17 protein-coding genes are annotated in these 19,081 nt (G+C 50.7%); all 17 read left to right on the top strand.

The window, feature by feature from the left end; translation table 11 throughout:
- The first annotated feature begins 10 nt into the window (after positions 1-10).
- The 17 genes from ATORI0001_RS01245 to ATORI0001_RS01165 all read left to right on the top strand — a co-directional run bounded on the left by ATORI0001_RS01245 (position 11) and on the right by ATORI0001_RS01165 (position 19,000).
- Entirely contained in the window at positions 11-1,108 is a 1,098-nt protein-coding gene (locus ATORI0001_RS01245; RefSeq protein ID WP_003148459.1) for a DnaJ domain-containing protein, read from the top strand.
- Positions 1,109-1,198: 90 nt separating this feature from the next.
- Positions 1,199-2,374, top strand: coding sequence for a molecular chaperone DnaJ (gene dnaJ / locus ATORI0001_RS01240; RefSeq protein WP_003148618.1), 1,176 nt, complete (start codon positions 1,199-1,201; stop codon positions 2,372-2,374).
- Position 2,375: 1 nt separating this feature from the next.
- Positions 2,376-3,656: a tRNA (N(6)-L-threonylcarbamoyladenosine(37)-C(2))-methylthiotransferase MtaB gene (gene mtaB, locus ATORI0001_RS01235; RefSeq protein ID WP_003148746.1), complete on the top strand. Its 1,281-nt coding sequence runs from the start codon at positions 2,376-2,378 to the stop codon at positions 3,654-3,656.
- A gap of 9 nt (positions 3,657-3,665) precedes the next feature.
- Positions 3,666-4,649, top strand: coding sequence for a PhoH family protein (locus ATORI0001_RS01230; protein ID WP_003148174.1), 984 nt, complete (start codon positions 3,666-3,668; stop codon positions 4,647-4,649).
- Entirely contained in the window at positions 4,642-5,151 is a 510-nt protein-coding gene (ybeY, locus tag ATORI0001_RS01225) for an rRNA maturation RNase YbeY (protein WP_003148324.1), read from the top strand. The genes ATORI0001_RS01230 and ybeY overlap by 8 nt, the downstream gene beginning before the upstream one ends.
- Positions 5,148-5,525 (top strand): diacylglycerol kinase family protein, encoded by a 378-nt coding sequence (locus ATORI0001_RS01220; RefSeq protein ID WP_003148181.1) that lies wholly within the window; start codon positions 5,148-5,150, stop codon positions 5,523-5,525. Before ybeY ends, ATORI0001_RS01220 begins: the two co-directional genes overlap by 4 nt.
- Before the next feature lie 38 nt (positions 5,526-5,563).
- Positions 5,564-6,469 (top strand): GTPase Era, encoded by a 906-nt coding sequence (gene era, locus ATORI0001_RS01215; protein ID WP_040324459.1) that lies wholly within the window; start codon positions 5,564-5,566, stop codon positions 6,467-6,469.
- Positions 6,470-6,471: 2 nt separating this feature from the next.
- Positions 6,472-7,221 (top strand): DNA repair protein RecO, encoded by a 750-nt coding sequence (gene recO / locus ATORI0001_RS01210; protein ID WP_003148227.1) that lies wholly within the window; start codon positions 6,472-6,474, stop codon positions 7,219-7,221.
- A 119-nt stretch (positions 7,222-7,340) separates the two neighbouring features.
- Positions 7,341-7,619: a 30S ribosomal protein S15 gene (gene rpsO / locus ATORI0001_RS01205; RefSeq protein WP_003148251.1), complete on the top strand. Its 279-nt coding sequence runs from the start codon at positions 7,341-7,343 to the stop codon at positions 7,617-7,619.
- An 89-nt stretch (positions 7,620-7,708) separates the two neighbouring features.
- Complete coding sequence (locus tag ATORI0001_RS01200; protein WP_003148396.1) at positions 7,709-9,910, top strand: polyribonucleotide nucleotidyltransferase; 2,202 nt, start codon at positions 7,709-7,711, stop codon at positions 9,908-9,910.
- 253 nt (positions 9,911-10,163) lie between these two features.
- Entirely contained in the window at positions 10,164-11,828 is a 1,665-nt protein-coding gene (locus ATORI0001_RS01195; protein ID WP_003148334.1) for a ribonuclease J, read from the top strand.
- Between the two features lie 5 nt (positions 11,829-11,833).
- Positions 11,834-14,311 carry an FtsK/SpoIIIE family DNA translocase gene (locus tag ATORI0001_RS01190; RefSeq protein WP_003148599.1) on the top strand — a complete coding sequence of 826 codons (2,478 nt, stop codon included), beginning with the start codon at positions 11,834-11,836 and terminating at the stop codon, positions 14,309-14,311.
- A gap of 2 nt (positions 14,312-14,313) precedes the next feature.
- The gene (locus ATORI0001_RS01185) at positions 14,314-15,933 is read left to right on the top strand and encodes a helix-turn-helix domain-containing protein (protein ID WP_003148473.1); all 1,620 of its coding nucleotides are present in this window, start codon (positions 14,314-14,316) and stop codon (positions 15,931-15,933) included.
- A 60-nt stretch (positions 15,934-15,993) separates the two neighbouring features.
- Positions 15,994-16,491: a YajQ family cyclic di-GMP-binding protein gene (locus ATORI0001_RS01180; protein ID WP_003148799.1), complete on the top strand. Its 498-nt coding sequence runs from the start codon at positions 15,994-15,996 to the stop codon at positions 16,489-16,491.
- Positions 16,457-17,839, top strand: a complete 1,383-nt coding sequence (rimO, locus tag ATORI0001_RS01175; RefSeq protein WP_003148714.1) for a 30S ribosomal protein S12 methylthiotransferase RimO — start codon at positions 16,457-16,459, stop codon at positions 17,837-17,839. The genes ATORI0001_RS01180 and rimO overlap by 35 nt, the downstream gene beginning before the upstream one ends.
- Before the next feature lie 14 nt (positions 17,840-17,853).
- Complete coding sequence (pgsA, locus tag ATORI0001_RS01170; protein WP_003148576.1) at positions 17,854-18,459, top strand: CDP-diacylglycerol--glycerol-3-phosphate 3-phosphatidyltransferase; 606 nt, start codon at positions 17,854-17,856, stop codon at positions 18,457-18,459.
- Positions 18,460-18,463: 4 nt separating this feature from the next.
- Positions 18,464-19,000, top strand: a complete 537-nt coding sequence (locus ATORI0001_RS01165) for a CinA family protein (protein WP_003148728.1) — start codon at positions 18,464-18,466, stop codon at positions 18,998-19,000.
- Positions 19,001-19,081 lie beyond the last annotated feature (81 nt).

The following is a 19,081-nucleotide window of genomic DNA, read 5'->3' as shown; positions in this document are numbered from 1 at the left end:
GAGATACTGCATGGCATCGATGAACGAGAAGGACTATTACGTCATTCTCGAAGTCTCAGAGACTGCTACTACCGAAGAAATCCGTAAGGCGTTTCAGGTAAAAGCACGTAAACTACACCCCGATGTTAATAAAGCACCCGATGCGGAAGCGCGCTTCAAAGAAGTTTCTGAAGCGTATGCGGTACTTTCTGATGAGGGAAAGCGTCGTCGCTACGATGCAATGCGCTCGGGTAATCCCTTTGCGGGCGGTTATGGTCCTTCCGGATCGCCTGCAGGCTCAAATTCATACGGTCAAGATCCCTTTGGTTGGGGATTTCCTTTTGGCGGTGTGGATTTCTCCTCGTGGCGCTCGCAAGGTTCACGGCGCTCACGGGCATACAAGCCGCAAACCGGTGCCGATATTGAATATGATTTGACCCTTACGCCCATGCAGGCTCAAGAGGGTGTACGTAAGGGCATCACCTATCAGCGTTTTTCTGCGTGTGAGGCCTGTCACGGTTCCGGCTCAGTACATCACAGCGAAGCTTCCTCTACCTGTCCTACGTGTGGGGGAACTGGTCATATTCACGTGGATCTTTCGGGTATTTTTGGTTTTGGTACCGTTGAGATGGAATGTCCTGAGTGTGAAGGAACCGGACATGTGGTGGCGGATCCGTGCGAGGCGTGTGGTGGCTCAGGAAGGGTACTGAGTGCCAGCGAAGCGGTGGTGAATGTTCCGCCTCATGCGCACGACGGAGATGAAATTCGCATGGAGGGCAAGGGTAACGCCGGTACAAACGGCTCAAAGACAGGCGATTTTGTCGTGCGCGTGCGCGTTCCGGAAGAACAAGTTACCCTGCGCCAGTCAATGGGTGCGCGAGCAATTGGCATAGCACTCCCATTTTTTGCGGTTGACCTAGCTACGGGTGCTTCTCTTCTGGGTACGATTATTGTTGCGATGCTGGTTGTTTTTGGCGTAAGAAATATCGTAGGCGACGGCATTAAACGGTCGCAGCGTTGGTGGAGAAATCTTGGCTATGCGGTAGTAAACGGCGCTCTGACAGGCATTGCGTGGGCACTGGTTGCCTATATGTTCTTTTCCTGTACGGCTGGTTTAGGCCGCTGGTAGGAGATATTTTGTAAGGAGAAGCGAGAAGGACGCAAGGCCGTTCTTCTCGCAAAAGACACACAAGTTCGTAGGTAATGGGGGACGTTAAGCGTGAAACCAAAGCGGGACTATTACGAGGTTTTGGAAGTTGAGAAGGACGCCGACCAGCGTACCATCAAGCGAGCGTTTTTGAAGAAAGCCCGTAAGCTGCATCCGGACGTATCGGATGATCCTAATGCCGAAGCTCTTTTTAAAGAGGTTAACGAGGCATACTCCGTTCTTTCCGATGAAACCAAGCGTGCCAACTATGACCGATACGGAGATGCAAGCGGCCCTGCCGGTTTTGGCGGCTCTTCAAGCTATGTTGATATGTCCGATATTTTTGGCGGAGGTTTTGGCGGCTTCAGCGATATTTTTGATTCATTCTTTGGAGGAAGATCGGGCCACGGTGGTGCGCATACACGGACGCGCGGCTCGGATATGGCCATACATCTCTCCATTACTCTTGAGGAAGCCGCTTGTGGGACGCATAAAACAATCGCCTACGATAGACTGTCTCCCTGTGATGACTGCAACGGATCCGGCGTGGCAGAAGGAGGACATATAACAACGTGCCCGCGTTGCAAAGGAACGGGCGCGGTCGTACAGGTTCAAAAAACGGTTTTCGGTCAAATGCAGACGCAGGCGGTTTGTCCCGAGTGCGCCGGTACCGGAAAAAAGATTGATAAGCCCTGCGAAACGTGTGGGGGAGAAGGTCGTACTCCCGATCACGAGCACCTGCGTATCGATATTCCCGCCGGCATTCATTCCGGTCAGTCTCTTGTCATTAAAGGAAAGGGAGAGGCCGGTGTGCGTGGGGACACAACGGGAGACCTCATTGTAACCGTGGAAGTTTCTCCTCACGAGACGTTTGAGCGCCGTGGAGACGATCTGTACATGAGCGTTTCCATAGACTCGCTTCAGGCCATTGTGGGAACGTCCGTCATGGTTGACGGTATTATGCAAGACGAACGTGTTGAGGTAAAAATTCCTGCCGGATGTCAATATGGTCAGCAAATCATAGTGAGTAATCACGGCATGCCTCAGGTGAATGGAATTGCTCGAGGTAATCTCATAGTAATGGTTCAAATCACTACGCCAACGGATCTTACCTCTGCGCAACTGTTGGATCTTGCCGCTCTTGTCGCCCAAAGAAGCTCGGACGTTCTGTCTGAAAAAGACATAAAAGAAGCTGCCTCCGAGGCAAAAAAGAAGCATCCACGACCGCATAAGAAATCGAGAAAGTAGTATGGCAAACAAAGAGGCCAAAGGAGTGGCTCTGCTCAACTTAGGGTGCCGTGTCAACCGTGTTGAGCTTGATCTTATGGCTTCCGACCTTATACAACTTGGCTGTGCGATTGTAGAACCCAAGGATGCCGCGGCTATTATTGTTAATACCTGCGCCGTGACCGCAGAGGCGGAGGCAAAAACAAGGAAGGCCATACGCCATGCGGCGGCTCTTCCGCATGCGCCTCTTGTTGTGGCAACCGGGTGTGTCGCAAGTCTTTTTGCAGACGAACTTTCCTCTCTGGCGCCCAATGTTGTCGTTGAGACACGCAAAGACATGGTTGCCGAAGTGGTGATGCAGGAGCTTGGCTGTGCTCTTGACGGAGTCACCGATGAGGGGTACCTCCTGCAAAAGCCAACTCCTACCGGACGCACCCGTCCGGGTATCAAGATTCAGGACGGCTGCAATAATCGCTGCAGTTATTGTATTGTGTGGAAGGCACGAGGAGCTGCTCGCTCGCTTGATCCGGCTGAGGTATTGAGGCAAATCCAAGAAGCCCAGGAAGCCGGAGCTCATGAAGTGGTGCTTACCGGCATTAATTTGGGTAGCTATACCTCGCGCTTTGCCGAGAAGGACGTGCGGCTTCCCGGGCTTTTACGTCTTATATTGAGAAAAACAACGATAGAGCGTGTGCGTCTGTCTTCGCTTGAGCCTCCTGACGTGAATGAAGCTCTTCTCGAGTCCATTGCGGCGTCCCATGGTCGTATAGCGCCCTTTTTACATATATGCCTGCAGTCCGGCTGCGACGAGACGCTGCACCGTATGAGACGTGCATATGGAGCTGAGCTCTATCGCAGTGCCGTTGCTGCGGCACGTACGTATCTTCCGCAGGTAGCTCTTGGCACCGATCTCATCGTTGGATTTCCGGGAGAAACGGAAGAAGAATTTGAGGAATCGTATGCGTTTTGTAAGGAAATGAATTTTTCAAAGATGCATCTCTTTCGGTACTCAAAACGTCCCGGTACGCCGGCGGCAGACGCCCCCAACCAGGTTCCGCCGCAGATAATGGCGGCGCGCGCCCATAAAATGCGTGAGCTTGCAAAAAAGATGCGCTACGAAAACGCACAAAGTCTCGTCGGAAGCACCGATTTGGTTATTGTGCAGCGTCCGGGCAAAGCGGTTTCAAGCGGCCTTTTTGACGTAATGATTGATGAGGACATCCCGCTTGACTCACTTGTGCCGGTACATTTTGAATCTGTTTTAAAGGACGCTACACTTAAGGCATCGATTATTACGGCGTAGAGGAGGACCATGGAGCCAACACAGGTGCGCTTAACCATTCCGGATTCAGTTGATCCTACGGCCGTTATGGGGCCCTCCGACATATTGCTCCGACGCATAGAAGGAGCTTTCAAAGCCCTCATTTCCGTGCGAGGGACCACTATCACTATTTCCGGTTCTGCTCACGATGTTGAGCAGGCTCTTATCGTCTTCTCAAATCTGATTCAGACGGTTGAGTCAGGAGGCATTCCAACAGTTGCGGACGTGGACTTGTTGCTTGACCACATGGGGCATAAAAATCCCGCACATCAAAAATCGCTTTCCAAGGGCATTCTCTTAACCTCTCGTGGACGTTCAATTCGGCCGCAGACGGCAGGTCAAAAAAGATACGTCGATGCAATAGAAAACCACACCATCACCTTTGGTCTTGGTCCTGCCGGTACGGGAAAGACATATTTGGCCATGGCCATGGCAATTGCATCTCTTAAACGTAAGGATACCGGCCGTATTGTGTTGGTGCGTCCCGTGGTTGAGGCGGGGGAGTCTTTAGGTTTTTTGCCGGGAACTCTTGAAGAAAAACTCGATCCTTATATTCGTCCTCTGTACGATGCACTTTTTGACATGCTTGAGAGAGATCGTGGAAATTCCCTCATTGAGCAGGGAGTAATTGAAATTGCTCCGCTTGCGTTCATGCGCGGGCGAACCATGAATGATGCCTTTGTCATTCTCGATGAGGCACAAAACACCACGCCGGAGCAAATGAAAATGTTTCTCACCCGTCTGGGTTTTTCGTCAAAGTTTGTCATAACGGGAGACGCAACGCAGCGCGATCTTTTGGGTGAAAGCGGGCTGAGCGTTGCGCGCCAAATACTTTCGGACATTGATGACATTGCGTTTGTTGATTTAGGCAAAGACGATATTGTGCGACATACCCTTGTTGCTAAAATTGTTGATGCATATGAACAAAGCGAGAAGACTCAACCCCTCAAAAGGAGACCTCCAGCCCATGCATAATGAATACGACATTTCTGTCTCAGATGGTGTTGATCCTCTCATACCTGAAGATGAGATTATTTCCACCTGCAACTTTGTGCTTGCACAAGAGAAGGTAGTGCGCCCCTGCATGGTATCGATTTCGGTTGTAAGTGATGAGGAGATCCGCACCGTTAATCGTACCTGGCGCAATGCGGATGCGGTCACAGATGTCATTTCTCTTGAGGTGGAAAGACCCAACGATGAAGACTTGGCGCCCGGTGAGCCTTGTGAGCTGGGAGATATCTTGCTTGCTCCGGCATATATCAAACGGCAGGCAGCAACCTATCACACAACGCCGGCCGACGAATTTCGCTTGATGCTGGTTCATGCAATGCTTCATCTTTTGGGCTACGATCATCTGAATGACGAGGAAGCCGAATGCATGGAGGCGCGTGAAGACGCACTTGTTGCTATGATTAAAACGGATAATCCCATTGCTTTTGTAACGTTTACCCGCCATCGTGAGGGGACAGACGAATGATTCCGGGCTCAAGAGGCAAACATACGAGTTATCGCAGGAGCTTTCTTTTTGCTGTTCAGGGCTTCAGAGGTGCCGTTCAGCAAGAGGCAAACCTCAAGCGTATGCTCGGTATTGCGGCGGTGGTTTTGGTTGTAAGCCTCTTTATGGGACTGGATCTTTTTGGTTGGATTGTCATAGTAGGGTGTATCGGGGCAGTTATCTCAGCGGAACTCATGAACACTGCGGTTGAGACTGTTGTTGATTTGGTTTCTCCGGAATTTCATCCGTTGGCCGGAAAGGCAAAAGACATTGCCGCTGCCGCTTCATGGTTCATGAGCGGAATTTCCGCAATTATCGGTATTCTCGTTTTTATTCGAGCTCTTTTTCATCTGTAGGTATATACGAGGAGGTTTTTGTGGCGGATCTGCCTGTGATGTCAGAACATCCCTTTAAAAGTGGTTTTGTCGCTCTTGTAGGCAGGCCAAGCGTGGGAAAGTCAACGCTTTTAAATGCGTGCCTGAAAGAAAAGATTGCCATTACCTCGCCTGTGGCACAAACAACGCGCCGTCGCCTTCGCGGGGTGGTAAATGGCCCCAACTTTCAGCTGGTTATTATTGACACGCCCGGGTTACACAAGCCAAAAGACGCCCTTGGCAAAGAGCTCAACAAGACTGCATTAGGTGAGCTTAACGATGCCGATTGCGTTGCGTTTCTCGTTGATGCCACAAAGCCTGTGGGCCGTGGTGATGAGTGGGTGGCAAAGCACGTCAGCGCAGCACGAGCTTCATATAAGCTGCTTGTTATAACCAAAGCCGATCTTGCAGATCAAGAGAAGGTATCCGCTCAGCTTGAGGCTGCGCAGAAACTCGGCCACTTCGATGACGTGCTGGTGCTGTCCGCAACGGAGGACTTCAACGTCCAGGCGTTTGTCGCCCGTGTCGCAGAGCATCTTCCTGAAGGACCCAAGTGGTTCCCGGATGATATGGACGTTGATGCATCTGACGAAGATCTTGTGGCAGAGTTCATCCGAGAGAAGCTCTTACACAATCTCCGTCAAGAAGTACCTCATTCAATTGGCGTTGTCTGCGATAAGCTTGAGTTTTTAAGCGATACCCACGCCTCCATTGCTGCGACCATTCTTGTTGAGCGTGAAAGTCAAAAGGGGATCGTGGTTGGACAAGGTGGATCGATGATTAAGCGTATAGGCATTCAAGCGAGAAAAGATTTGGAAAAACTGTTCAACTGTTCCGTCTATCTTGACCTCCAAGTTCGTGTTCAGCCGCAATGGCGAAAAGATGCCAACGAGATTCGCCGCCTGGGATATGCGTTTGAGGATTAATCGTGGCTGCCAGACGTACACGTCGAATAAAGGCTCTTGTTTTAGACAGAACCAAGCTTGGCGAGCAAGATCTTATCCTGACCTGTCTTACTGACACGGGAGAAGAACTGCGTGCCGTGGCAAAGGGAGCCCGAAAGCCGGGCGGTCGTCTCGCTGCGCGGACTGAACTGTTCTCTGAAGTTGACATGCTGGTTGCCGAAGGAAGATCCCTCTTTGTGGTCTCGGAAGCATCGCTTCTGAGCGCTCATGAAAAAATCCGAGGTGACCTCTCGCGGGTATCTGCGGCATCGACTCTCTGTGAGATAGCACGCCTTACCTGTATTGAAGGATATACCGATACCTTTTTGTTTCCCATTCTTTCACGTGCGCTTACTGCGGTGGAGAGAGCATCGGATGAAGCACACCTTGATGTTATCGTGGCTGCATATGTCTTTAAGGTGCTTGCACATGGAGGCTGGCGCCCGGAGCTTCATTCGTGCATTGCCTGCGGGGATGAAGCCCCCACGTTCTTCTCGTCACGTGCGGGAGGTGTGCTGTGTGCATCATGTGCCCGGGAAGTTGAAGGGGCGGAGGCGCTGAGTGCTTCACAACGGACGTGGCTCGCGTCTCTTATCTCGCTGACGTTTGACCAAATTGAAGAAGTTGCGATTGACGCTGAAACGGCATTTTTTCTCTTGAGCCTGGCTCATATGTGGGCGGCTACGCACTTGGACGCCCGTCTTCGAGCTTTTGAGTTTTTATTGAGTGTGTAGGTATGGCGCTCGCGGTAGTTTTTTGGTAAACTTTCTCAGGTTAGTACCTCACTCTTAGCAAATTGTCACTGCCGGCGTTTGTTCAGTGTGAGGCGAATATATGAAAGGTGGTTTTATTTATGGCAGTTTCCAAGGAACGTAAGGCTGAGCTTATCAAGCAGTACGGCAAAGACGAGAAGGACTCCGGTTCGGCTCCGGTACAGGTTGCTCTTTTAACCGAGCGCATTCGTGAGCTTACTGAGCACATGAAGTCACACCAGAAAGACTTCCATACCCGTCGTGGTCTTTTGATGCTTGTTGGTAAGCGTCGTCGTCTTCTTTCCTATATCAAGAAGAATGACATTGAGGAATACCGTGAGCTTATTAAGAGTTTGGGTATCCGCGATAACATCCAGTAACGTGGTATTCAAAGGGCGCCGCAACTGGCGCCCTTTATGTTTGTGAGCCCGTCTGCAATGGGGCAGGCGGAGATAGAAGAGGAATATATATGGCAAAAGTAACACACGAGTTTGACCTGTATGGTAAGCACTATGTACTGGAGGCGGGAGAACTCGCAAAACAGGCAACTGGTGCTTGTGTGGTTAAGTGCGGGGATTCTACGGTACTTCTGACCGCAGTTGTCTCGAAAGAGCGTAAAGATTACGATTTCTTCCCCTTAACCGTTGATTTTATTGAAAAGATGTACGCCGTGGGACGTATTCCCGGCGGGTATCTTAAGCGTGAAGCTCGTCCAAGCGAGAAGGCCACGCTTATCGCCCGTATGATTGACCGTCCGCTGCGTCCTTCGTTTCCTGAGGGATTCCGCAATGAGGTGCAGATTGTAGCAACCTCGCTTGTTGCGGATCAAATTAACGCTGTTGATACCATTTCCGTCATGGGCGCATCAGCCGCGCTGCATATTGGTGGCGTGCCGTACGAGGGTCCTTTAGCCTGTGTCAGAATCGGGCGCAATAGCGAGACCGGAGAGTTTCTCGTCAACCCAACCTATGAAGAGCGCGATCACTCCGATCTTGATCTTGAGCTTGCGGGTTCTGCAACCTTTATCTCAATGCTTGAAGCCGGCGCACACGAGATTTCAGAAGAGGATATGCTGTCCGCTATGGCCTTTGGACAAGAGGCGATTGCAGCATTTTGTGAAGAGCAAAAGAAGTTCTTTGAGAAGTGGGAGGCAGTCAACGGTCCTATCGAGAAGCGCGAGTATATTCTCGATGAGCCAATCCCTGAGGTACATGAGCGCATCTTTGCTCACTATGATGAGATGAGCGCGGCCCTCAAAGATGCCGATAAGCAATCTCGTATGGCCAAAGTGGCTGATCTTATGGAGACAATCAAGGCTGAGTTTAACGAAGAAGAGCAAGAGGAGTGGAGCCGCGCCATTGCCGTTGAGCTCAAGAGTCTAGAGAAGCACGCCATGCGCGTTATGGTTGTTGAAACAGGCGAGCGCGTTGACGGACGTGCAGCCGATGAGATTCGACCCATCATGGTGAAGCCCGATTACCTGCCTTTGGTACACGGATCGGGTCTTTTCCAGCGCGGTCAAACGCAGGTTCTCTCCATCTGCACTCTTGGTATGCTCAATGAATGGCAGCGTCTTGATACCATTGAACCCGTTGATGGCAAGCGCTATATCCACCATTACAACTTCCCGCCGTTCTGCACTGGAGAAACCGGCCGCATGGGAAGCCCCAAGCGTCGTGAGATTGGTCATGGTGCTCTTGCAGAGCGAGCTCTGCTCCCCGTTATTCCCTCCGAGGACGAGTTCCCTTACGCAATTCGTGTGGTCTCAGAGGTCATGGAGTCCAACGGTTCTTCTTCAATGGCTTCTACCTGTGGATCAACGCTTGCCCTTATGGATGCCGGTGTGCCGCTGGTACGTCCTGTCTCCGGTGTGGCCATGGGTCTTATCCAGGAGAATGGCAAGACGGTTGTCCTGACGGACATTCAGGGTCTTGAAGACTTCCTCGGCGATATGGACTTCAAGGTAACCGGTACAACCAAGGGCATCACGGCGATGCAAATGGACAACAAGGCCACCGGTCTTACCCCTGAGATTTTGCGTCAGGCGCTTATGCAGGCTCATGAGGGCCGGATGTTCATATTGAACAAGATGCTTGAGGCAATTCCTGCACCACGTGAAGAAACGAAAGAGACGGCCCCTCAGATTCTCTCGCTTTCCATTCCTACCGATAAGATTCGCGACGTTATCGGAAGCGGCGGCAAGGTTATTCGTGGTATCCAGGAAGACACCGGTGCAACCGTTGACATCCAAGAGGACGGATCGGTCTTTATCGCCGGTACAAACGGAGCTGCCGAGGCAGCTGCGGAGCGCATTAAGGCCATCGTTAAGGTTCCTGAAGTAGGCGAGGAATATACCGGTCGTGTTGTGGGCATTCAACCGTTTGGTGCCTTTGTTGAGCTTTTGCCCGGTAAAGATGGCTTGCTCCACATTTCTCGTGTTGCGCAGGGTCGCGTTGAGAAAATTGAGGACGTTCTGTCCATCGGAGACGAAGTGAAGGTTCGCGTTCTTGAAGTTGACGAGAAGGGCAAGATTTCCCTCGATCGTCTCGATAAGCCCGAAGTTCCTGCCGGATCCGGCAAGAAGAATGAGGAGAGACGCGTCCGTCGCCATCCTGGCGATAATGGAAGCTCAAGCGAGCGTCGTCAGCCGCGTCGCCACCATGATGCGTAAGGTTTTTGCATAGATTTCTTGGCAGCCAATAAAGCTGATAGCAAAACCCCAGTAAAATACTGGGGTTTTGTGTATTTTGGGGTATAAGTTTGCGTTTTTTACTAAGATGACAATCGAGCAAACTTTTGTACGAGTTTTAAAATATAATAAACACTAGCTGTACGTTTAGCATAGACGATAGGTGAGAAGTGCTTCTCGCCAAAAAATAGTTCCACAAGCAGAGAAATCTGCTCTACGAAAGGATTTGTTCTTAATGCCAAAAAGAGAAACACCCTTAAAGATTATTCCTATGGGTGGTTTAGACGGCATTGGTAAAAACATGACCGTCTTTGAGTACGGCAATGATATGGTTCTTATCGATGCCGGCCTTATGTTTCCCGATGACGAGCAGCCGGGCATTGACCTCGTGCTTCCCGACTATACGTATGTTCTGGAAAACGAGCACAAGCTGCGCGCTATCTTGATTACCCATGGTCATGAAGACCACATTGGAGCCTTGCCATACCTTTTGATGGATTTGACCCGCAAAGTTCCTATTTATTCCAGTAAGCTTTCTTTGGGCTTTATTGAAGGTAAGCTGTCGGAGCATTCCATAACCGGTGTAAAGCTCTGCGAGGTCAACGACGGCTCAAACATTCATTTTGGTGCATTTGACGTCACGTTTTTCTCGATGACTCACTCTATTCCGGCTGCGTTTGGTGTGCATATGAAAACGCCTGCGGGTTCTTTGATGCATACGGGAGACTTTAAGCTCGACCAAACACCCATTGACGGTGTGCGTCCCAACTATGCTGCCATTACCAAATTTGCTTCAGAAGGCCTTGACCTTTTGCTCTCCGATTCCACCAATGCAAATCGTCCCGGCTTTACACCATCCGAGGCTGCGGTAGGCCCTGCACTGAGACATATTATTAAAAACGCAAAGGGCCGTGTCTTTGTGGCGTCCTTCTCGTCTCATATTCACCGGTTGCAGCAGGTATGTGATGCTTCCGTTGCGGTAGGTCGCAAGGTGGTGGTAACGGGACGTTCCATGATTACCAACACCAAGGTGGCGCGCGATCTTGGGTACCTCAACATTTCCGACAAGAACATTGTCGATGCATACGATGTTGATAAACTTGCGGATGATCGCATTGTTGTCTTATGTACGGGCTCACAGGGAGAGCCGCTTTCGGCGCTTGCCCGTATGGCCAACGGCGAGCATAAATCGCTGACCATCCGTCCGCAAGATACCGTGATTATTTCCGCAACGCCGGTTCCGGGTAACGAGAAAAGCGTGCAGTCCATTATCAATTCGCTTTCCAAAATAGGCTGTGCCATCTACGACAAGTCAAAAACGCTCGTTCATGTTTCCGGTCACGGTAGCCAAGAAGAGCTCAAGCTTGTTTTGGGTATGGCGCGCCCGAAGAACTTTATGCCGGTACACGGAGAGGCCGTACACCTTCGCGCTCATGCGGAGCTTGCAAAACAGATGGGCATCCCCGATAAGCACATCTTCATTTTGGATAACGGAGACTCGCTTGAGATGCGTTCGGGAAAGATAAAGCGCGGAAAGTCCGTTGAGTCCGGCGTTGTCTTTGTGGACGGTCTGTCGGTAACTGAATCCAATCCCGTGGTACTGCGCGATCGCCAGCGTCTTGCCCAAGACGGCATTGTTACGGTTGTGGTAACCCTTGTAGGTCGCAGCAGAAGGGCAGGTGTGGTCGAGGTGTCCGGTCGAGGTGTCTCGTTTGCCACGGACGACGAACTCATGGACGGTGCCCAGAATTTAGTCCGCACGCAAGTGGATAAATTCTCTAAGTCTGAAGGTTCCAATCCTGAAGCAATGCGTAAAAACATCAGAAATTCTCTCTCCAATTTCCTTTGGACTAAAACACATACTCGTCCAATGGTCATTCCGGTTGTTATGGAGGTCTAAGCCGAATGCCCGCTAAACGTAGCTCAAATGCAGCAAAACGAGGAACCCGTTCAGATCGTTCTACTCTTTCCAAGGGTCTTACACCTGTTCAGAACGATATTATCGGCGTTGTTCTTGCGGTGCTTGCCATAGCACTGTTTGTCTCGGTACTGGTGCCTACTTCTGCCGTGGTGACACATGCGACGGGCCATGCCCTCAGGTTGTGCTTTGGTACCGGTGCGCCTCTTTTTCCCATTGCGCTTTTTGTGATTGCCATGACCTTCTTTATGCGAAATGAAGGATCCATTTCCACACGCATTGCAACGGGACTGGTTCTTGACGTGCTGGCTGCTCTTGCACTGATTTCTCTAAACTTTCCCGGAGCAGAAGCAAATCCGCAGAGTTTGTTGTATGCCGCCAACCTTGAAGCTGCCGGAGGCTATGTAGGAGGCGGCATAGCGCTGTTGCTCTTACAGTTGCTTGGACGTATTGTGGGAAACATTTTTTTGTGCGGCGTGCTTATTGCGGGCATCGTTGTTTGTGGCTTCTCAATTTCTGACATGGTCATGCGCGCCTCAGGACACCTTGATGATTTGCGAGAAGAGCATCGTCTGCGCAAAGAAGAGCGTCTGGCCAAGCAGGAAGAGACTTCGTGGGATGAAGGAGACGCTGCTCCTCAAAACAAGAGGGGGCGCAAGGACTCTCGCCGACCGTCGCTTTTTGATGAGACGGGAGAAGGCAAAACCACCTTCATTGGGGATCGAAAGACCAGTGTTTTGCGCCGTCGTGCGCAAAAATTTGAAGAAGATGAGGCGCGTGAGGATGCAGGAGATGCTCCTACGAGTCTTTTAGATAAGGCGAAAACAACGCTTCTCGCACAGGACACCCACGCGGAAAAAAACGATTCGGGTTCCTTGGATACACAGACGTCTGAGAAGACGAGGAAAAAGCCCGGATCTCGTAAGCAGAAACATGACGTTCCGGATTTTCTTGCAAACCCCGATGCGCTTAAAAGGCCCGGCGATGACGACAGCACCTATGAGCTTCCGCCCTTCTCGCTTTTAAAGACAAATGCCAACTCGGGGAAGTCAGCCGTCTCCCAAGACGAACTTGAGGCTACTGCACAGCGTCTCCAATCAACACTGGAGGAATTTGGTCTTTCCAGTCAGGTCGTTGGTTGGGTGTCCGGCCCTTCGGTTACCACGTTTAAAATCTCAATGGGTGAGGGAGAGAGGGTCAACAAGATAACAAATCTTGAGGATGACATCGCTCTTTCTCTGGCGGCAAAATCGGTACGTATCTTTGCTCCTATTCCGGGGACATCGCTTGTGGGTATTGAGATACCCAATGAAAAATCACAGGCGGTTAACCTTGCGGACGTGCTCCCTTATGCAAAAGGTGGCCCTCTTGAATGTGCATTTGGCCGCGATTCCGAAGGCAAGCCTATCGTGGTTGATTTGGCAAGCCTCCCTCACTTGTTGGTGGCAGGTACCACAGGCTCGGGTAAGTCGGTGCTTTTGAATGCCATTGTGATGTCGATGTTGATGCGTACCACACCGGAACAGGTACGCCTTATTATGGTAGACCCAAAGCGCGTTGAGTTTACCGGTTATGCCGGCCTTCCTCACTTGTATGTTCCTGTGGTAACCGAGCCCCGCCAGGCTGCAAGCGCGCTTCAGTGGGGAGTCACTGAGATGGAGCGCCGCCTCAAGGTGTTTGAGCACTATAAGGTGCGTGAAATTAAGACGTATAACAGAAACGTTGACGGTGGCAAATATGCCGACATGGAAAATCCTCCCAAGCACATGCCGTATTTTGTAATTGTCATCGACGAGCTGGCCGACCTTATGATGGTTGCGGGCAAAGACGTGGAATCTTCCATTGTCCGCATTGCGCAGCTTGGTCGTGCGGCCGGTATCCACTTAATCGTTGCCACGCAGCGTCCTTCCGCAGATGTTGTCACGGGTCTTATCCGCGCCAATATCGACAACCGAGTAGCGCTTTCCGTTGACAATTCCATCAACTCACGCATTATTTTGGATCAAAAAGGTGCCGAGCAGTTGCTTGGCCGCGGTGACATGCTGGTGAAGCTTCGCGGAAGCAAGCCCAAACGCGCGCAGGGATGTTGGGTTTCCGACGAGGAGATCGAGCAAACCGTCAAGTATATACGCGAGCAACGCACTGCTGAGTATCACGACAATATCCTGACGGTTGCAGTGCCCAGCCAGGTTGATGGCGGTGCATCTGCAGGCGCTTCTCGCGAAGATGACCCGCTGATTTGGGAGGCCGCTCGGATTATTGTTGACTCGCAGCTGGGATCGACGTCCAGTTTGCAACGTGCTCTTTCTGTGGGATATGCTCGTGCTGGTAGAATTATGGATATGCTTGAAGCAAAGGGAGTTGTTGGTCCGGCTAACGGCTCCAAGCCTCGTGAAGTTTTGATAGATAAAGATGCACTTGAAGAGTTGAAAGTGCAGGACGCAGCCTATAAGGAGGTCGAGTAAGCATGCCACGCCCGCGTTTTAGTGAGATGCTTGTTGCCCGCCGCCGCCAGCTTGGGATTTCAATTACCCAGGCATCAAAGACTCTGAAGTTAAAAGAGCAGGCGCTTATTGCCTTTGAAGAAGGCGATTTTGAAAATATTCCTCAAAGTGGTTATGCGCAGGGTATGTTGTCTTCGTATGCCCGCTATCTTGGACTCAATCCTCGAGAGGTCGTTGACCTCTTTCAGGAGGAAGTCTTTGAACATGAACACGGTACCTATTCGCATGAGCTTCGACGCAAGACACGCGATACGCAGTCGGGTCGTGGAATTTCGGGCTATGATATTCCGAACGAGGCGGAGTCTCGTCCAAAAGCGTATGTACAGTATCATGGATTGCTTCCGACGGCCGGCGGTCCTGCAGGTGATATGGGTGCTTTTGCAACCACTTCAGGTGTGCGCTCACGCCAATCAAGTGTTCCTTTAGCAAGTTCTTCTAATGAGACAAATGCGTATTCGTTTTCCGAATACGCAACTGGTCATGCGTATAATGCTTCGGTTGATACTTCTCAGAGGCAAAGTTCGGCGCGGGCTCGTACACGAGGTGTTGCCGCACGGCGTCGTGTGGGAATTGCGGGAGTGTCCGGAACGGAGGGATCTTCTCGCTTGATTCGTGAAACACAATCATCTTCATATCCGCCGTCCTATGATCAAACGCGCATGATGTCTCGTGGTTCAAGGCTTGGTTCTCGCTCTGATGTAAGTACAAGAAGCGTGGGACCAAGTGAATATGTGGACGATTTGCACTACGATGATCCGGCGGCTCCGTACGAGCGCGCATCCACTATTTCAGGTCGCCGTGGTTCTCGCAATATTGCACGGGTGGACAGGCCAAATGTTCGCCGCCGTCAGCCGGCGGGATCGTCACCGCGTACGATGCGCCGTCCTCGTCGTCGTGGTATTTTGGGTGCTCTTGATGAGTTTTTCTCTAACCCCGCGCGGACCATTGCTACGATTGTCATTGCGCTTGCCATTATTCTGACGCTTATTATCATTTTCTCGGTTCGTACGTGTACTACCAGTAAAACAAATCCGGTTCCTTCACGTACGGTAAGCGTAAATAGCGAGTCCAAGACGCAGGAGAAGACTTCTTCAACGAATGCTTCTGATACCAATAAGACGACAGATACCAAGAAGGATTCTTCTGAATCAAAGAAGCCTGAGACAACGACGGAGACCAAAACAGATACAAAAGAGGTTGAAATCAGCGTTCCTGAGGGACAGGCGAGCTGGCTTGAGGTAAATGAAGACGGTACGTACACCGTGGCGGACAAAGTAACCGGACCATGGTCAAAGAAGATTACCGTAAAGGGCACATTGAAGATCCAATCGGGTGTTCCCGGTGCGGTTACCGTAAAGGTTAACGGAGAGACAAAGGCCTTTGAGATTAATTCGCAAGGGGTCGGCGTCATGACCATTAAGGGTTCGGATACGGACGATACCTCCTCAGACACTACGAATTCAACGACAAGTACGGAGTCGTCCAAGACAACCACGTTATCCGAGAACTCTCAAGGGAGCTCAAATACGGGTACCAAGACGTCATCAACTTCGTCCTCATCGTCAAGCTCGTCAAGCAACTAAGGGATATAAATTTCAGCGGCGAGAAGATCTTCTCACCGCTTGTATACAAGGAGAGAATGTATGGCTAAAGAGTCCAGCTTTGATGTTGTGTCTGAAGTCGATTTGATGGAAGTTGACAATGCATATCAACAGGCCGTTCGAGAACTTTCACAACGCTATGATCTAAAGGATTCCGGCGCAACGCTTGAACTTTCTAAAAAAGAAGGAACGTTTACCATTACGGCACCGGCGGATTTTGTCGCCGCACAGGTTCGTGATGTTTTGGGAAGTAAGCTTGTGAAGCGGGGTATTGATCTGAAGAGCGTGCGCTGGAAAGATCCCATCGCAGCTGCAGGTTCTACGGTTCGGCAAACGGGAGCGCTGGTACAGGGCATTGATCAAGAAACGGCGAAGCGTATTGCCAAAGATATTCGTGATATGAAGGTTAAGGCTAAAGCTACCGTTGAGGGTAATAAGTTGCGAGTGACAAGCGCTTCTCGCGATACGCTCCAGTCTGTTATTGCATTTTTAAAGGAGCAGGAGTATGGTCAGCCCCTCCAATACACCAACTATCGATAAGAAGAACATCCTTTTTGTTACCTTGGGATGCGCAAAAAATGAGGTAGATACCGACCGCATGAGGGCCTTGCTTTTTGCGCAAGGGTTCTCTGAGGTTGATACACCTAATGAGGCCGATATAGTCCTGATTAACACCTGCTCTTTTTTGGCTTCGGCGACTGAAGAATCCATTGAGACTACGCTTCAAATTGCAGAAGGAGCGTCTCACGGTGTTCGGAGTCTTCCTATTGTGATGTGCGGCTGCGTACCTTCCCGGTATGGATCAAAGCTTCCCGAGGAACTTCCTGAGGTTGCTGCTTTTGTACGAGCGGATGAAGAAGACGGCATTGTTGAAGTGGTGTCTGAAGTTCTGGGAATTGAACGCACGCCTCAATCTGTTATTGCGGCGCATGGCATGCTTCGGACTGTTGAGGGAGCAAGCGCATACGTAAAGATATCTGATGGCTGCGATCGGTTCTGTGCATTTTGTGCCATTCCGTATATTCGAGGTCATTATCAATCCCGCCCCGCAGATGAAATCTTGTCGGAAGTCTCTTCTCTCATGGAGGGAGGAGTTCGTGAAATCATCCTTATCGGACAAGATACCGGTATTTGGGGAAATGATATTGCAGAGACCAACACCGGCGAGGTTCCTACGCTTGCGTGGCTTATGCGCCAAGTTGCTCAGGTTGTGCGGCCGTATAACGGATGGGTTCGCGTGCTGTATCTTCAACCGGAAGGCATGACCGATGAACTTATCTCTACCATCAGAGATACCCCTGAGTGTCTGCCGTATATTGACATTCCCATTCAGCATTGCAGCGAACGTGTTCTTGCACGTATGGGTCGCTCGGGCTCTGCCCCTGAGCTGCGTAGTCTTTTTGATCGTCTGCGCCGTGAAATCCCTGGCATGGTACTTCGAACAACCGGCATGTGCGGCTTTCCTGGTGAGACGGAAGAAGAGTCGGACGAGCTTTACGACTTTATTCAGGAGCAGGAATTTGACTACACCTCGGTCTTTACCTATTCTCCGGAGGAGGGAACGGCGGGGGCGTCGATGCCCAACCAAGTTCCTGATGAGATAAAGATGGAGCGCACGCAGCGACTTATTGACCTTGTGGAAGAACTTGGTTTTGCGGGCACTGCTCGTCATGTGGGGGAGCGGTGCGAAGTAATTATCGACGGCATTGAGGATACCGATGAGGGGTTTGAACTTATCGGACATGCGTGGTTTCAGGCGCCGGACTGCGACGGTGCGGTACACATTGCCAATGGAGAGGCCCGTGTGGGCGATATTGTTCTTTGCGATTTGGTTGATTCTTTTTGCTACGAAATTATTGGTGAGATTGTTGGCGAGAAGAACAGGTAATTGGGGGATTTCTCGTGTCTAAAAAAATGTGGACGCCGGCAAATATCGTAACCTGTGCCCGTGTGGTGCTGGTACCCGTATGGTTGTTTCTCGCACAACTGCTGGGACGCTCGGTTGCCACGGCTGCCGCTGAGGGCGGTGTGTCCATAGGGGCTTTCGCGGTGTTTTTGAGCTACGTGGTGATTTCTCTTACCGATAAGCTCGATGGCTATCTTGCGCGCAGCAGAAATGAGGTGACGGTTTTCGGAAAGTTTCTTGATCCTATTGCCGATAAGCTCGCCGTTGTTGTGGCACTTTTTGTACTGCTTGAGTGGCATATGGTGTCTCCGTGGGTTCTTCTGGTAATTGTGGCGCGTGAATTTCTCGTATCGGGTCTACGTATGGTTGTTGCCTCGGAAGGTACCGTGATAGCGGCATCAAATCTGGGGAAGTGGAAAACCGCAACAACGATGGTTGCCATATGTGGCCTTTTGTTCTTGACCGTCATTCCCTCAGGAGCCATACAGGAAGGTCTCGGTTTTCTTTTTTCGGCGCTTATGTGGGTTGCCGTTGCTTTGACGGCATGGAGCGGTATCGACTACTTTATAAAGTCGTGGACGGTTATTGCCAAAGGAGAATAAGCTCATGGCCTCATCAGCGCTTGATGAAAAAATTCTTGACGAAAAAGTTGTAAATCTTGCAACTTTGGTTGTTCATGAGGCGACTGACGCTCATGTGAGCGTTGCGTCGGCGGAGTCGTGTACGGGAGGTCTTGTTGCGGGTGCTCTTACCGCAGTACCGGGGTCTTCTGAAGTGCTTCTCGGCTCGGTAGTGAGTTATGCCATTTCAATCAAACAAAAGGTACTTGGTGTTTCAAAAGAGATATTTGACGACCCACAACTCGGTGCCGTTTCTGAACCGTGCGCTTGTCAGATGGCTTTAGGCGTGCAACGTCTTATGGGAACCACCTTAGCTGTTTCTGTAACCGGTATTGCGGGACCAAGCGGAGCAGAACCCGGAAAACCCGTTGGAACGGTATGGTTCGGTCTTTCAACGCCTCTGGGTACTCGTGCTCATGTCATGCACTTTGAAGGCAGCCGTAATGAAGTTCGTCTTCAAGCGGTAATTCATGCACTTGAGCTTCTTCGTGATGGAATTGTGGAGAGTTCAAATTCTCAATAGATCGGCTTTTCAACAATCTATTTTTTAGAGCAACGATGTCTTCCAGCAGGTTTATGTTTTTATGTGTGCTCTTCTTGCAAT

This window comes from Lancefieldella rimae ATCC 49626 (genome assembly GCF_000174015.1).
Classification (GTDB): Bacteria; Actinomycetota; Coriobacteriia; order Coriobacteriales; family Atopobiaceae; genus Lancefieldella; species Lancefieldella rimae.
Note: the sequence above shows the minus strand (reverse complement) of the source record. Positions and strands in the feature narration are given on the sequence as shown.

Excerpts from the sequence above, each read along its gene's own strand:
- ATORI0001_RS01245 (WP_003148459.1), top strand. The coding sequence starts at position 11 with ATGGCATCGATGAACGAGAAGGACTATTACGTCATTCTCGAAGTCTCA.
- mtaB (WP_003148746.1), top strand. The coding sequence starts at position 2,376 with ATGGCAAACAAAGAGGCCAAAGGAGTGGCTCTGCTCAACTTAGGGTGC.
- ATORI0001_RS01230 (WP_003148174.1), top strand. The coding sequence starts at position 3,666 with ATGGAGCCAACACAGGTGCGCTTAACCATTCCGGATTCAGTTGATCCT.
- ybeY (WP_003148324.1), top strand. The coding sequence starts at position 4,642 with ATGCATAATGAATACGACATTTCTGTCTCAGATGGTGTTGATCCTCTC.
- ATORI0001_RS01220 (WP_003148181.1), top strand. The coding sequence starts at position 5,148 with ATGATTCCGGGCTCAAGAGGCAAACATACGAGTTATCGCAGGAGCTTT.
- era (WP_040324459.1), top strand. The coding sequence starts at position 5,564 with ATGTCAGAACATCCCTTTAAAAGTGGTTTTGTCGCTCTTGTAGGCAGG.
- rpsO (WP_003148251.1), top strand. The coding sequence starts at position 7,341 with ATGGCAGTTTCCAAGGAACGTAAGGCTGAGCTTATCAAGCAGTACGGC.
- ATORI0001_RS01200 (WP_003148396.1), top strand. The coding sequence starts at position 7,709 with ATGGCAAAAGTAACACACGAGTTTGACCTGTATGGTAAGCACTATGTA.
- ATORI0001_RS01195 (WP_003148334.1), top strand. The coding sequence starts at position 10,164 with ATGCCAAAAAGAGAAACACCCTTAAAGATTATTCCTATGGGTGGTTTA.
- ATORI0001_RS01190 (WP_003148599.1), top strand. The coding sequence starts at position 11,834 with ATGCCCGCTAAACGTAGCTCAAATGCAGCAAAACGAGGAACCCGTTCA.
- ATORI0001_RS01185 (WP_003148473.1), top strand. The coding sequence starts at position 14,314 with ATGCCACGCCCGCGTTTTAGTGAGATGCTTGTTGCCCGCCGCCGCCAG.
- ATORI0001_RS01180 (WP_003148799.1), top strand. The coding sequence starts at position 15,994 with ATGGCTAAAGAGTCCAGCTTTGATGTTGTGTCTGAAGTCGATTTGATG.
- rimO (WP_003148714.1), top strand. The coding sequence starts at position 16,457 with ATGGTCAGCCCCTCCAATACACCAACTATCGATAAGAAGAACATCCTT.
- ATORI0001_RS01165 (WP_003148728.1), top strand. The coding sequence starts at position 18,464 with ATGGCCTCATCAGCGCTTGATGAAAAAATTCTTGACGAAAAAGTTGTA.